Source organism: Psychrobacter sp. 4Dc, assembly GCF_002836715.1.
Taxonomy (GTDB): Bacteria; Pseudomonadota; Gammaproteobacteria; order Pseudomonadales; family Moraxellaceae; genus Psychrobacter.
This window is the reverse complement of the sequence record NZ_PJAT01000039.1, coordinates 37,186-51,875: the sequence shown is the minus strand read 5'-3', so window position 1 is coordinate 51,875 and position 14,690 is coordinate 37,186. Positions and strand designations below refer to the sequence as shown.

The following is a 14,690-nucleotide window of genomic DNA, read 5'->3' as shown; positions in this document are numbered from 1 at the left end:
TTAATCAAGCGTGTATTGAGTTACTTTTATGAAATTTAGATAAATCTATTATAGCGCCAATTTCTTTAAATTCTTGATGCTTAGATAGCCGACGTACTCTTTGTCTTCTTTAGCATTCAGCTCATCTGTATCACTAATAGGCTCAATCGAAAGCTGAACATTGGAGATAAGATCATTTACGTTATATATGTCATCTATATCTACTGCAAACTTATCATCAATATGAGAAGCTGCATTGAAAGGTGACGTTTTATCTTTAAAAGTAGATTGCTTATAAAAATCACTTTTTTTTGCTTGTTTGATCGCGTCAGCTTGGTTAGGTGCAACGATGAGTAGCTTATAATGGAATTCTTCAAAACTGTCCTGCTGATAGCCACCTAGATTGATAAAGAATAACTTTAAGTCAGCAGCAGCCTTTAATTGCTGACTTGGTTCAATTAACTTAATGGCATAACTACCCACTTTGGCAATCGCTCGATACGAATCAATATGCCATTTATTTTTTACCTCAGGCCAATGTTCATTGATATCTCCTATCAAGTCACTCACTTGACTGGCTGCACCAAAGAAAATATCGTGTTGCTCAATCAGACGGCCTTTAGGACGGCCGCCCAATTGAACCATATATAGTGTTAGCATTTTACGTAATCTCTATTAAATAAAAACCCATAGTTAATCTAAAGGTAATGCTGTCATTGCTAGGATAGAACGTTTTTAAGTACTGTCATACTGGAATCACTCTACCCGTCTTCAATGCAAATGCCCAATCTTCACGTCCGTTTCTTAGAGCCATATTTGCTGCTGCTTCATGGTCATAAGCGACCCTGACATGCTCAGTTTGCCAATGTTTACCTTGTTGAGTCTCAATACATTTGATAAGAGCATAATTAGCATGAGGCGAATAAGTTTGCATCTTATGAATAATAGGCAAATCGTCTTCGTAAGCTGGATAGCCAACGCTACCACTATTCACAATAGTTTGTCCTGACGACAGTACTACTGTACGCGGGATGTGTGTATGACCACATAAGATAACATCATTATCAATACCATCAAGTAACGCCAATATAGTCGCATCATTACGCACTATTGGTTGACCCGTTTCGATATCCTCTAGTAAATATATCATGTCATCGGTCGGCGAACCATGGCAGAGGTATACATCCTCACTGACATGAAAATAAAATGGCAAAGACCGCATCCATTCAATCGCTTTTTTAGAGAGATCTTTGATAATAAAACCCATGGTTGGATTATTAGCAATTTCTGCCGTAGTGGCTTCATAAATCTGCCTATCCTGATTGCCTCTAATGGTAATAATATCATCTCGATTTGCCATTAATAGCTCATAGGTAGCATGAGGTGCTATTGGCCCGTATAAAATATCACCAAGATTGACAATCTGATCAACATCTCGATATCTTATATCGGCAAGCACAGCTTCAAGAGCGTAGATATTACTATGAATATCTGAAATCGCAGCGATGGTTGTTATCTGTTTCTTTTCTAAGTTATCCATTTCCTGACTCACTAATTAAAAACTGCTTTACAACGTCAACGGTTGCTAACGGATCTTCTTCGTGCGGTACATGACCTAAGTTATCAAATATTTTAAGCTGACTATTACTTATATCCCTATGAAATAACGCGGCATTTCCTACAGGAATAAGATCATCTTTTGCACCCCATAAGATCAAAGTCGGCATGTCTAGCTGCTTTATTTGAGCTTGATCGCTCTCATCATCAGTTTCATTTAGGCGACGACTCAAAGCCTGCCGATTACCTTTACGTAGGGTCAATTCATAGTATCTATTAACTAAGGCATCGTTTACTTTGCTATTGTCTGCATACACACTTAAAACGCTTTTCTCAACAACACTTCTGGGTAGGATGCGATTTAAAATTGGTGACATCGCTGGATATTTAGCAAGTTTAAAACCAATAGGAATATGTTTGGGCGTTGCTGGATAACCAACTGAATCTACCAATATCAATCGATTGACACGCTCAGGATACAAAGCTGCAGTACGCCACGCTACCTTGCCTCCCAATGAATTACCAGCTAGCGTGACACGGTCCAGCTTCAAATGATTAAGTACTTCAATGACAAACGCCGCATAATTTTCGCTGCTATATTGTGTGCTCTCGTCCACATAAGGACCTGTCAAACCAAACCCTGGCAAATCCATGCTCACGACACAGTATTGATCAGACAGCGCCTTGGTCCAGCCCTCCCATGTATGCAAACTTGCCGATGTACCATGCAATAAAACGATTGTTTCGGGTCGGTTTTTTTCGGCTGCATCGCCACGGTGTGTATGACAATTAGCTGACTGCACTACATGCGCCTGCATACCTTGTATGTCTATAAATTCGCTGTTGGGTAGTTGCCATTGTTTTAACTCAGCGATGGTACGATCAGGTGCCCAATATTTTGCTATAAATGCCATTAGCACGGCAATTGCGCCTAGTAATATCAGAACAGTTGCTTTTAATAAGTACTGTGTCATGTGATCAAATCCATTTAATAAGATGACGTTAATAATAAACATTCTATACCGTTAGCTCGTATGATAAGCCATAAAAAACCCCAACGTTCAATTTGTCTTGAACATTGGGGTTTTTAGCATTTGTACATATGACTGTGTCTACATGAACTACTTAACTACTTAACTACTTAACTACTTAACTACTTAACTACTTAACTACTTAACTACTTAACTACAATAAGAAAAAGTATGCCCAACACCCAACGATGATAGTAGAGATAATATTAAGGATGACACCTGTACGTATCATCTCTGTTTGCTTGATCAAACCTGTACCAAACACAATAGCATTCGGCGGCGTAGCAACTGGTAGCATAAAGGCACAAGACGCACCGATACCAATAATAAGTACTAAGACCTCACTCGGTATACCCATATGCTCGGCAATTGCCACAAACACAGGTACTAAGAGCGCTGCTGAAGCCGTATTTGATGCAAACTCTGTCAAGAAAATAATAAAGGCTGAGATTGCAAGCATCACCACCAATAGTGGCGCTGTTTGTAAGCCATTAGCAACCGTCTCGCCTAACACTAATGACGCACCTGATACTTTTAGGATATTTGATAGCGCAATACCGCCACCAAATAACATGAGCACGCCCCAATCCGTGTTGTCTGATACCTGTTTCCAAGAAACTAGACCCAAGCTCACGACCGCCACTGCTGCAAGCAACGCGACAACGGCATCTGTATCTTCGATACCAACTGCAGCCCCAATTTGTTTAGACAACATCCAGCTAGCTGCCGTGACAATGAAAACAGTAATTGTTAATAGGCGGGTTTTGGTCCAAGGAATGATTTCATCTTGCTCTAGCTGCATAGTACGGTTTAGGTTCGGCTTTAGATACAAATACATCGCACCCAACAGTACTGGTAATAGTATCAGCATCATTGGGATACCAAACTTCATCCAATCAACAAATGCGATATCCAATGCTTTTGCAGCAATGGCATTTGGTGGCGAGCCGACAATCGTGCCCAAACCACCCAAACTTGCTGAATAAGCAATACCAAGCAGTACAAACACAAAAGTACCGCGATCTTCTTTACTATCAACTTGCGTTAAAATACCGAGTGCCAATGGGAGCATCATTGCCGTTGTCGCTGTATTCGATATCCACATGGACAAGAATGCCGTCACACCAAATATCAAAAATACTGCTGTACTGAGCTTGCCGCCCGACAACGATAGAATTTTTAGCGCAATCTTTCTATCAAGCTTTTGTACATGTAACGCGGCCGCCAAGGCAAAACCACCAAAGAAGAGATAAATAATGGGACTAGCAAAGCTTTGCAGACCGACTTCAGCATTAAAATCAGGAATGCCAATTAATGTCCCAACCACAACCACCAAGATCGCAGTGATTGTGACGTGTATCGCCTCAGTGAGCCATAGCACGCCGATAAAAAACAGCATTGCTAGCCCTTTGTTAGCACTGACCTCAAATGGCAATACACTATAAATAATAAAACTAATGATTGCCGCAATGGCGACCACGATCAATCCTTTTCCCGTTCCCTTTGGGAATGTATCCGTAAATAAATACTCGTTACCATCATCAGGAATATGGCTATCCAGCTTTTTCTCTGACATAAATTATCCTTATCGCATCCAAAGTGAGTATGAAGTCAAAATTATTGCAACACACACTTATTATAAGACATCATGATATTCATATAGCGAACATTACGCGCGAAAATATCATATCAGAATAACTTATATATGAATACATTTTGATTAATTTTGTTTTTTTAGGATATCTGTTTGATTCGTTAATGATAATCACCTCTCGACTTTGTGAGATTTTTCAATAGTAGCTCTCTCACTACTTTGTTCTCACTGCTTTGAATGGACGCCTTGGTTGATAAAAATTACATAAAGCATTCAAACATTCATCATTTGGGGCTATACAAGTAAAAACCGATACCACATAATTTTAGGGTTAGATAGATAATCATCAATAAAAACAAGAGGAATGACACTATGACAGATGCAAATAAAACCGATGCAACCACAAAAATGGCGCCAAAAGACATCAATCAAGATAGTCTGGCCAAAGAAGATCAACAGCGTACTGACGACTCAGCGCTAGATATGATGCAAGGTATGCATGAGCATGAAGATCATCAAGAAGAAGGCGCAAAATAAAAGATGGCAGAACGGCAGATAAAGCCAGTTATCTAGTATTAACAGCAAAAATAAGAAGCGCTTGTCATGATGATGAGCGCTTTTTTAGTTTTGTTTCTCTCACCTCTGGCAGATGATCTGAGACATAGTTATATATAAATGCTGCTGTTAGAACGATTGCGATGGGTACAAGCAGCGCATCATAGCTAACTTTGGCAAACAAAAAAGCCCCCACTGTACTGCCACCGCAGAAGCAATACCAAATAATGGCTTGAAAGCCCAATGTCGGCTTACTAATGGAGCGACCCGCAAGCCAGTTACCGATTGCTGCACCCATATCGGATGTCAGTCCTGTCAAATGAGTTGTGCGAATAACTGCTCCACTATAAGTGGCTACCATCGCGTTTTGTAATCCGCAGGCCATCGCTGCTGCCAATTGTCCGAGATAGTCATGCTGCTGATATAACCAGTAGGCAGCTATTAGTAATGCTGCTTCAAAATATAGCGCACGCCCGTAACGACGGCCTAGTGTTAAGGATGTCTGCCCAATGACAAAACCACTCAATATCGCTCCTGCCAAAAAAGACAGCAAAAGCGCTCCGATATACAAAATACTGTGGGCGTCTGAATAAGCGATAGCTGCTGCAAACAAGCTGACATTACCGGTGACATGCGAGACTGATAAATTGGCAAATCCCATCAATGCGGTTGTATTCACGCAGCCGGCGCTAAATGCCAATACTGCCCCACCCCACAATATCCACTTTGGTAACTTGGTTATCATATTTGTCACCTAAAGGTCTACTGCCAAAAAGACTCATAGTATAACGAGAAAAGGCAGCCAATTGGCTGCCTTTTCAATTTCAATAGCTGAGTGAATCATTGGTAATGACCATCAACGCAAAAAATACTTAAATGATTATTGCGCTGGCTCATCCAGCATCATCAACTGCTCACTAATAGCGACGGTATTAAAACCTGCATCAACAAACATGATCTCACCCGTGATACCAGATGCCCACGGAGATAATAGGAATAGTGCTGCGTTACCTACTTCCATCTGATTGACATTACGTTGTAGTGGTGCGATTTTTTCGCTGATATCGAGCATTTTGCGGAATGATTTGATGCCACTAGCAGCTAGCGTGCGAATTGGACCTGCTGAGATCGCATTGACACGGATACCTTCGCCGCCCATAGAAGTCGCTAAGTAGCGCACGCTGGCTTCAAGACTGGCTTTTGCCATACCCATGACATTGTAGTTTGGCAATACTGAGATACTGCCTTCATAAGTTAATGTCAGCATAGAACCATGACGCATTGCAAGCAACTCACGAGCTGCTTTTGCCAATGCCACAAAGCTGTAGCTAGAAATATCATGTGCTATGTGGCTGCCTTCACGCGTGGTAGCATTGACAAAGTCACCATCGAGCTGATCCATTGGGGCAAAACCAATGGCGTGTACCACACCATCAATACCATCACCCCAATGCGCGGTTACTTGCTCAAAACAAGCAGCAATCGACTCATCAGAGGCGACATCACACTCTAGCACCAAATCCGCTTCGAACTGTTCGGCAGCCATGTCCACACGCTTTTTGATTTTATCATTCGGATAAGTCAGGATCAGTGAGGCGCCTTCGCGGTGTAGCGCTTCTGCAATAGCCCAAGCGATAGAGAGTTTACTTGCGATGCCAGTTACGACAAATCGTTGTCCTTGCAATAGCATAAGATTTCCTTTTGAATCAATCGAGATGATTTAGAGTATAGGTTTATTTAGAGTAATCAGAAAGTGACGCGTCATGAAATGATGCAAATCAAAAGATGACTTATTATACACGAATTAGTTTAAGTAAACAGTCGTAAACTGTACTTGTCGACTCTCATTAACGTTGTATTAACCTCTCATTTAGTAAACCAATCAGATATCTGCCATCCATAACGGTCTTTATATAAACGTTCTAAACGGTATACACCGTTATAGTTATGACCCTATTGATTTGTCTGACGACTCTGAACAGATTAAACACTCAACTGCTTGCTACAGCAGTATGAAGTTCAGCAGATTTCGAGTATAATCACAGCCCTTCCCAGCTTGCACAATTTTATAAGAATCCTGACATGATAGGATTCAACGTTAAGCTACACCCACATTTTGGATGGCTGCCAAACTTATGAGTAACACCCCAATAATAACCCCAGATTATAAAGAAAGTACCGAATCCTATCGCCAACTGATTGGTTCAACTGGCGAAGACTTAGATCGTCCTGGTTTATTAGACACGCCTGTACGTGCGGCAAAGGCTTTTGCTCACTTAACCAAAGGCTATCATCAAAGCATTGAAGAGGTGGTCAATGATGCGGTTTTTCCATCGACCAATCGTGAGCTAGTACTGGTACAGAACATTGAGTTTTATTCACTGTGCGAGCATCATATGCTACCGTTCCATGGTGTGGCTCATATTGGCTACCTGCCTGATGGTCAAGTACTGGGGCTATCGAAGTTTGCCCGCATTGTCGATATGTTTGCCCGTCGTCTACAAATACAAGAAAACCTGAGTGAACAGATTGCACAAACCATCATGGATGTTACTGGCTGTCGCGGCGTGGCGGTAGTCATGGATGCCTCGCACATGTGTATGATGATGCGCGGTGTCAGCAAACAGCATTCAACCACGCGTAGTACCGCGATGCTTGGTGAGTATCAACACAACAATCAAGCTCGTAATGAGTTTTTGGGTGCCGTCCCTAAGCGCCAACCGGCGTTTTAAACTATTAATATTTTAGGCTGTTATGAGTAACAACAAACAAAAAGGACGCTAATGCGTCCTTTTTGTTTGGCTGAGCGATAGAAAATAGCACTAACCAACTGGTTTTACATCATCTACCCAATCGCCATAACCAGCAGCTTCCATATCTGCAAGCGGAATAAAGCGGAGCGCTGCTGAGTTCATGCAATAGCGCTTACCTGTCGGTGCTGGACCGTCATCAAATACATGGCCCACGTGTGAGTCCGCGTAACGGCTACGAATTTCAGTACGGGTTCCAAATATTCCTCTATCTGGCTTTTCAACCACTAAGCTCGTATCCAATGGGCGAGTAAAGCTCGGCCAACCTGTACCAGACTTATATTTATCACGCGAAGAATACAGTGGCTCACCAGATACGACGTCCACGTACAATCCAGGCTCTTTATTATCCCAGTACTCATTATCAAAGGCGCGCTCGGTACCTTCTTTTTGTGTGACCTTGTACTGAATATCACTAAGGGACTTCTTTAGCGCATCTTGTGAAGGTTTTACAAATGTATCTGGGTTAAAACCTTTGCCTACCTTACTATCCGATGTGTTATTTGGCGTCACTTGCTGTGTGCTATCTGCTTCGGGCGTAAACTTACTAAAATCAAGCTCATAGTTTTTACCATAGACACTCTCGATAAATTGATAGCGACCAGAATTAAAGGTATAAGCTTTATAGCGTATCGGGTTCTTTTTATAATAATCCTGATGATACTCTTCAGCAGGATAAAAAGTGCTAGCAGGTACAATCTCAATCACTACTGGCTTGTCATACACACCAGATGCTTGCAGGGATTGCTTGGCTGCTTCTGCGATTTGCTTTTCTTGCGCATTGTTATAGAAAATTGCTGGACGGTACTGTGTGCCGCGATCAACATACTGCCCTTTATCATCAGTAGGATCAGCGATTCTCCATAGCGCCTGTACTATGCCATTGTAAGTAATCTTCTTAGGATCATAATACACCTGCGCCGCTTCTGTATGCCCAGTACCACCTGCCGACACCTGCTTGTAGGTTGGGTTTTCAGCGGTGCCACCCGTATAGCCAGACACGACTTCTACCACGCCAGGGATTTTTTCATAACCTGCTTCAACACACCAAAAACACCCACCCGCTACTGTGGCTACTGCCAATCCTGGTGTAGTCGGTGCATATGGGTTAGCGGCAGTTGTGTTCTTTACAGTAGAGCTGTTTTCAGTTGATGCGCAGCCTGCGTAAATCGCACTACTCGCTATGATAACTAACCCTATGATTTTAGATGGTAATATGCGGTTCATGAAAATCTCCTAAGCGTAATATCCTTTAAACATCCTAACGCTTTTGTATCACTGAAACATTCCTATACTGTTATATATTTACAGTTTATTAAGATATTTTTTAGCAACTGGGTTTAGAGCGTGTCCTCAATTCAATCGATAGTCATCTAAATGGGTTAAAAATGGCTAAATCTTGCCAAACGGCGTCAAATAGCTGACTAATATCTCGATATTATCTGCGCTATTTTCCTTGTTTGACTGCCATTTATCTCATTTTTATCACCATTTTTAAAATGAAGACACGCCCTAATCACAAGATAAATTAAACGATTATTTGATAACGATTATATATTTTAGTATGAGTTAACTATAGAAATAAGACGGAAACTTTATTACCTCAATGCATTAAAAAAGCCCATTCTCAAAAAAGTAATGGGCTTTTATTTATCGTAAGGTTATCAATGTAAACATAGAATTATGAAGATTTTTGGCTATCTTTATCAGCACGTTCGTCACTTGCCTGCTTAATCTTCATTAGAATTTCTTTCATTTCAGTTGCTGACAGATAGGTTGGCACGGCATAAGTATCACTGACTTCTTTTGCAGCTGCCTTTGCAATATCATTAAAGTCGCTGGTTTGCATACCATTGACAGTCGGATCGATGTTTAGATCTGCAATCAAGTTTCTAACTTGCGTGATAAGGTGATCTGCTATCTCACTATCGCCATTAGCTGCTTGACCATCCTGTACCATACCGGTTCTTTTCGCCAATGCAGCCAGTCTTTTTTTGCTCGCTTTGCGATTGACGTCGAGCACATAAGGCAACACGATGGCATTAGCACGGCCATGCGGAATACTATAGTAAGCGCCTAACTGATGCGCAATAGCATGCACATAACCCAAACCTGCTTTGTTAAAGGCAATCCCGCCATAATGAGCGGCGATACCCATCTCTTCTCTTGCTTTTAAATTGCCACCGTCTTTATAAGCTAGTGGTAGGTAATGCATAACAGATTTTACGGCAGAGGCTGCATAATAATCTGTCTCTACGCTAGCATTGGCACTCATCCATGCTTCTAAGGCATGGGTCAATACATCAATGCCAGTATCTGCTGTTATATGGGCTGGCATGCCTTTCATAATAACTGGGTCAATCGCAGCGGCTAGTGGTACCATTCTTGGGTCGATAGACAATGCTTTTTGATGCGTTTTGTCATCAGACACTACTGCACCAAGTGTCGCTTCTGAACCCGTGCCAGCTGTCGTTGGTACGCAGTATAGCGGCGTTGCAGGCTTTCTTGCTTTAAGAATACCGATTAGCTGCTTTGGCTTGCACTTATTGCCTTGAGACATTGCTATCATTTTGGCCGCATCGATCACTGAGCCGCCACCAATAGCCACGATAGAGTCACAATTGGCTTCTATAGACTGACGTAGCCCTTCTTCAACTACTTTAAAAGTAGGATCTGGCGTAATACCGTCATAGATGTGATAACTGATATTTTTCGCATCTAGATAATCAGTGACTTTCGCAGGTATGCCCAGTTCGTTGAGCACTGTATCCGTGACAATAAACACATTGGTATTGCCTTCATTGATAAGCATATCGCACAGCTCATCACAGGCAGTCTCACCAACGAATAACATCGGTCTTCTAATAGATATCACATAGGACACTGCTTTTAATACCTTCGCCCGAGTTTTAGCGACAGCCAAATAACCAGCATGCTGCAAGCTGTTGTTCTTTACCAATTTAGTAATACTGTTTTGTGTTTTCATGAGCACAAAAATCCTTTTTAATGATGGTTTTAACTGCAATAAAGACCGTTTTTGCCAGCCAGTTAAATATTACTAATTTACGAGCGCCAGAATGTATAAAGATACGCATCACAGCATTATAAAATGGGCAGCTCTCTAAAATTATTGTACCACTGCTTTTTTCAATATGTCGCTATTATTATGAACTGCGATGTATCAATTTTATACCAAGTCGCTTGATTTAGTCGCTTAATTTGATTGATCAGTCTCAGTGGCTACAGTAAGTCGTTTAAACTAGTCAGTACTTGCCTTTAACAATTGCTGAGTATAAATATGTTGCGGGTGATTAAAGAGATCTTCGGTACGTCCAGATTCTACGCAAGTGCCTTGTTTTAACACCATGATATGCTGACACAGTGCACGTACTACCTTGAGATCATGACTGATAAAGACATAACTGATTTCTAGTCTTTCTTGTATTTCACGTAATAAACTAACTACTGTGACCTGTGTGGTACTGTCGAGCGCAGAGGTCGGCTCATCCAATATAAGTAAGCTTGGTTTCATAATGAGGGCACGCGCCAGCGCCACGCGTTGACGCTGACCACCTGACAGCTCATGAGGATAACGCTGCGCAAATGCTAAAGGCAAATGTACCGTAGCAAGACTATCTAGCACCGCTTGCTGACGGGCGACTTTATCCACGCCTTGTACTAACAATCCTTCTTCCACGATTTGCATGACCGTCATACGCGGATTAATACTGGCAAATGGATCTTGAAATACCATCTGTATCTGCGAGCGGAATTTACGTAGCGCTTTTTTGGACAATGCTGAGATATCTTGCCCGTTGACCACTATCTGCCCATTCACACGTGCTTGGTTGCTCAGTAGTTGGCTAAGCCCCAGCGCAATGGTGGTTTTTCCAGAGCCAGACTCACCGACGATACCCAATGCTTGGCCTTTTTGTAGCGTCATATCGACATCTTTAACCGCGTCGAACCAGCGCTTGGTACCACCAAACAGACCTTTTTCAACTGGGAACTGTACGTTAAGGCGTTTCACTTCTAGTACGCTTGATTGTTTATCTGCGTTATCGTCTTCTATGACTAATGCCTGCCCAAAGTCTTGCTTGATAAGTGTGCAAGTATAATCAGCTTTAGGCTGATCAAATACCGCTGACGTTTGACCCTGTTCGATGGTTTGACCTTGGCGCATAACGATGACCTCATCACTATAGCGCCTGACCAAATTGAGATCATGACTGATTAATATCATCGCCATATTGTGCTTGCTTTTGAGATAATCTAGTAGCGTCAAAATCTCATGCTGCAAGGTAACATCGAGCGCAGTCGTTGGCTCATCAGCAATTAAAATATCAGGCTGCTGAGCCAATGCCATGGCAATCATCACTCGCTGACGCTGACCACCCGATAACTCATGTGGGTAACGGCTCAACTTGTCAGCAGGATCAGTAATATTGACATCATTTAGCAAAGCAATGCTGGTTTCTTGCCATTGCTTCTTAGGCACGCCAACTAGACGCAACGATTCAGCAATTTGTTTCGCGACCGTATGTAGTGGGTTTAATGCAGTCATCGGCTCCTGAAATACCATACCGATACGCTGTCCACGAATAGACTGCAATGCAGCATTACGCGCCTTATCATTCGCTATGGGCAAGGTAGACATACCTACCGTATTTGCAAGCTGTACCACACCCGTGATGGTCAAACTATCTGGTAACAGACCTAATAGCGCAAGACTGGCAATTGATTTGCCAGAGCCTGACTCACCAACGATGGCTAATGTTTGCCCTTGTCTTAGCTCATAAGACAGCGCATCGACCAACTGGATGCCTGTAGCAGTTATGATAGTAAGCTTATCTACGGTTAGCATAAGCTTATCTTGTGCACTATTAGGGATTTCATTTTGTGCGTTGCTGTGCTCGGTGGCGACAATATTTTTAATCATATTAAGAACGCCTCGGATCAAATGCATCACGCAGCGCTTCGCCGACGAAGATGAGCAATGACAAAATAAAGGTCAAACTAAAGAATCCTGACAAGGCAAGCCAAGGTGCATCAAGGTTGTTCTTCCCTTGTACCATTAGCTCACCAAGAGACGGCGAGCCAGGTGGCAATCCATACCCCAAGAAATCCAGCGCAGTCAAAGCGATAATATTGGCCGTTAGAATAAATGGCAACTGCGACAAACTAGAAGCTAATGCATTAGGTAAGATATGTCTGAGCATGATTTGGCTGTCCGAAACACCTAAATTGCGTGCAGCTCGCACATAGTCAAAGTTGCGGGCTCGTAAGAACTCTGCCCGTACCAAACCGACCAAACCCATCCAACCGAACAGTAGCATCATGGCGAACAGCATAATAATGCTGGGACTAAACAGACTGACCAAAATAATAATCATAAACAGCTGAGGCATACCGCCCCATACTTCCATAAATCGCTGCCCTGCCAGATCTACCCAGCCGCCATAATAACCTTGTACCGCACCGACGATAATCCCAATCAGTGCACCCGCAAGCGTCAAGGCCAGACCAAACAGTAACGACACTCGCATACCATAAAGTATCCGTGCCAGCACATCACGTCCCATATCATCAGTACCAAGCCAGTTCTGAGCATTGGGTGCTGCTGGATAAGGCAGACCAAGCTCGACGTTGGGCGTCTGGTCGGCAAACGGAATAGGCGGCATTATATAAAACCCTTGCTCATCAATCAGCGACTGCACTGCAGGGTCTTTATAATTGGTTTCGGTCTCAAATACACCGCCAAACGTCGTTTCAGGATAGGCCTTTAATACCGGAAAGTAATAATCGCCTTGATATTGAACCAGTAAAGGTTTGTCATTGGCAATGACGTTAGCTGCCATACAAATAACAAATATCACTGCGAAAACAAACAGCGATATCACCCCAAGTCTATTTTGACGAAAGCGATTGAGTCGTGCTTGCCAGATAGGGTTCAAGCGTTGCTTTTTTGTGGTAGATAGCTGCTCAGGCATTGGCGCTTTATCTGGTTCGCTATTAATAGTACTGCGATTTGGTGAAGGTTGATTATTTGACATTAGCGGCCCTCAAAATCAATACGAGGATCAATTAAGTGATAACTTAAATCACTGATTAATTGCAGCAGCAGCCCCACTAAGGTAAAGATAAATAGCGTGCCAAAGATCACTGGATAATCGCGTTGTTGAATGGCTTCAAAACCTAGTAAACCGAGACCATCAAGTTTAAAGATAATTTCAATCAAAAAGTTACCGGCAAAGAAGATACCAACGATAGCGGCCGGAATACCTGCGATAATAATCAACATCGCATTGCGAAAAACATGTCCGTATAGTACTTGACGCTCACCTAAGCCTTTAGCACGAGCAGTGAGTACATACTGTTTGCCCAGCTCCTCTAAAAAGCTGAATTTGGTCAGATAGGTCAAACCTGCAAAACCGCCTACAGTACTTGCCAGCAGCGGTAACGCCAAATGCCAAAAATAATCTTTTACTTTACCAAGCGCGCTTAGCTGATCAAAATTTTCGGACGTCAGTCCCTGTAATGGAAAGATATTCCAATAGCTGCCACCTGCAAAGAAAACCAGTAAAATCACTGCGAAGACAAACACAGGTATTGCATGTCCGATCGCTAGCAGCATAGCAGTGGCTTTATCAATGCCTGAGCCATGATGCATCGCTTTATAGACGCCTAGCGGAATAGCGATCATATAGATGAGCAACGTACTCCACAGCCCAAGCGATATCGAGACTGGCAGCTTCTCTATGATAAGATCGGTCACCGACTGCCCTTTAAAAAACGACTCACCAAAATCTAGCTGAGCGTAGTTCTTTAGCATGAGCCAAAATCGCTCTGGAGCGGATTTATCAAAGCCATATTGAGCATTGATCGCAGCGACCATCTCCTCAGAGAGACCACGCGTGCCTTGATAAGTACTGTCGTTGCCACCTGCACTGCCCGCACCAATATTACCGCCAAGCGCATTATCTTTTGCGCCCTGCTCAATAAGTGCCAGCTGCTGCTCAACAGGCCCGCCCGGTGCCGCCTGTACGATCACAAAATTGGCAAGCAATATCAAAAATAGTGTCGGCAATATCAGTAGTAGTCTTTTTAAGATATAACGACCCATAATGGCGACTTCCTAAATAAAGAGAGATAGCAATGACGTTC

General features: G+C 42.6%; 13 protein-coding genes. 2 read left to right on the top strand and 11 right to left on the bottom strand.

Translation table 11 applies throughout. The annotated features are described in order from the left end of the window. Positions 1-48: 48 nt before the first annotated feature. The 4 genes from CXF61_RS01995 to CXF61_RS01980 all read right to left on the bottom strand — a co-directional run bounded on the left by CXF61_RS01995 (position 49) and on the right by CXF61_RS01980 (position 4,143). Positions 49-639 carry a DUF1543 domain-containing protein gene (locus tag CXF61_RS01995; protein WP_102091714.1) on the bottom strand — a complete coding sequence of 197 codons (591 nt, stop codon included), beginning with the start codon at positions 637-639 and terminating at the stop codon, positions 49-51. A gap of 85 nt (positions 640-724) precedes the next feature. Then, positions 725-1,519, bottom strand: a complete 795-nt coding sequence (locus CXF61_RS01990) for a metallophosphoesterase family protein (protein ID WP_102078401.1) — start codon at positions 1,517-1,519, stop codon at positions 725-727. Continuing rightward, complete coding sequence (locus CXF61_RS01985) at positions 1,512-2,510, bottom strand: alpha/beta fold hydrolase (RefSeq protein WP_165596974.1); 999 nt, start codon at positions 2,508-2,510, stop codon at positions 1,512-1,514. Before CXF61_RS01985 ends, CXF61_RS01990 begins: the two co-directional genes overlap by 8 nt. Before the next feature lie 211 nt (positions 2,511-2,721). Further along, positions 2,722-4,143, bottom strand: a complete 1,422-nt coding sequence (locus CXF61_RS01980; protein ID WP_165596973.1) for an SLC13 family permease — start codon at positions 4,141-4,143, stop codon at positions 2,722-2,724. A gap of 390 nt (positions 4,144-4,533) precedes the next feature. On the opposite strand from CXF61_RS01980, the gene CXF61_RS13990 reads away from it, so the two are divergent. Then, entirely contained in the window at positions 4,534-4,698 is a 165-nt protein-coding gene (locus tag CXF61_RS13990; protein WP_167669405.1) for a hypothetical protein, read from the top strand. Between the two features lie 64 nt (positions 4,699-4,762). Here CXF61_RS13990 and CXF61_RS01975 read toward each other — a convergent pair whose 3' ends face one another. Both CXF61_RS01975 and CXF61_RS01970 read right to left on the bottom strand, forming a co-directional pair. Next, on the bottom strand, positions 4,763-5,461 hold the full coding sequence (locus CXF61_RS01975; protein WP_165596972.1) for a YoaK family protein: 699 nt from the start codon (positions 5,459-5,461) through the stop codon (positions 4,763-4,765). A gap of 135 nt (positions 5,462-5,596) precedes the next feature. Then, positions 5,597-6,406, bottom strand: a complete 810-nt coding sequence (locus CXF61_RS01970) for an enoyl-ACP reductase FabI (RefSeq protein ID WP_165596971.1) — start codon at positions 6,404-6,406, stop codon at positions 5,597-5,599. A 445-nt stretch (positions 6,407-6,851) separates the two neighbouring features. Between CXF61_RS01970 and folE the strand changes: the two genes are divergently transcribed. Then, entirely contained in the window at positions 6,852-7,448 is a 597-nt protein-coding gene (gene folE / locus CXF61_RS01965) for a GTP cyclohydrolase I FolE (RefSeq protein ID WP_180958127.1), read from the top strand. Positions 7,449-7,538: 90 nt separating this feature from the next. Here the strand turns inward: folE and msrB are convergent, their stop codons facing one another. From msrB to yejB, 5 genes are all read right to left on the bottom strand, one after another. After that, complete coding sequence (msrB, locus tag CXF61_RS01960) at positions 7,539-8,753, bottom strand: peptide-methionine (R)-S-oxide reductase MsrB (protein ID WP_165596970.1); 1,215 nt, start codon at positions 8,751-8,753, stop codon at positions 7,539-7,541. A gap of 454 nt (positions 8,754-9,207) precedes the next feature. Continuing rightward, positions 9,208-10,512 (bottom strand): iron-containing alcohol dehydrogenase, encoded by a 1,305-nt coding sequence (locus CXF61_RS01955; RefSeq protein ID WP_165596969.1) that lies wholly within the window; start codon positions 10,510-10,512, stop codon positions 9,208-9,210. 273 nt (positions 10,513-10,785) lie between these two features. Then, complete coding sequence (locus CXF61_RS01950) at positions 10,786-12,465, bottom strand: ABC transporter ATP-binding protein (RefSeq protein ID WP_165596968.1); 1,680 nt, start codon at positions 12,463-12,465, stop codon at positions 10,786-10,788. Position 12,466: 1 nt separating this feature from the next. After that, positions 12,467-13,516, bottom strand: coding sequence for an ABC transporter permease (locus tag CXF61_RS01945; RefSeq protein ID WP_102093033.1), 1,050 nt, complete (start codon positions 13,514-13,516; stop codon positions 12,467-12,469). 62 nt (positions 13,517-13,578) lie between these two features. Further along, positions 13,579-14,649, bottom strand: coding sequence for a microcin C ABC transporter permease YejB (gene yejB / locus CXF61_RS01940; protein WP_057760341.1), 1,071 nt, complete (start codon positions 14,647-14,649; stop codon positions 13,579-13,581). Between the last annotated feature and the right edge of the window lie 41 nt (positions 14,650-14,690).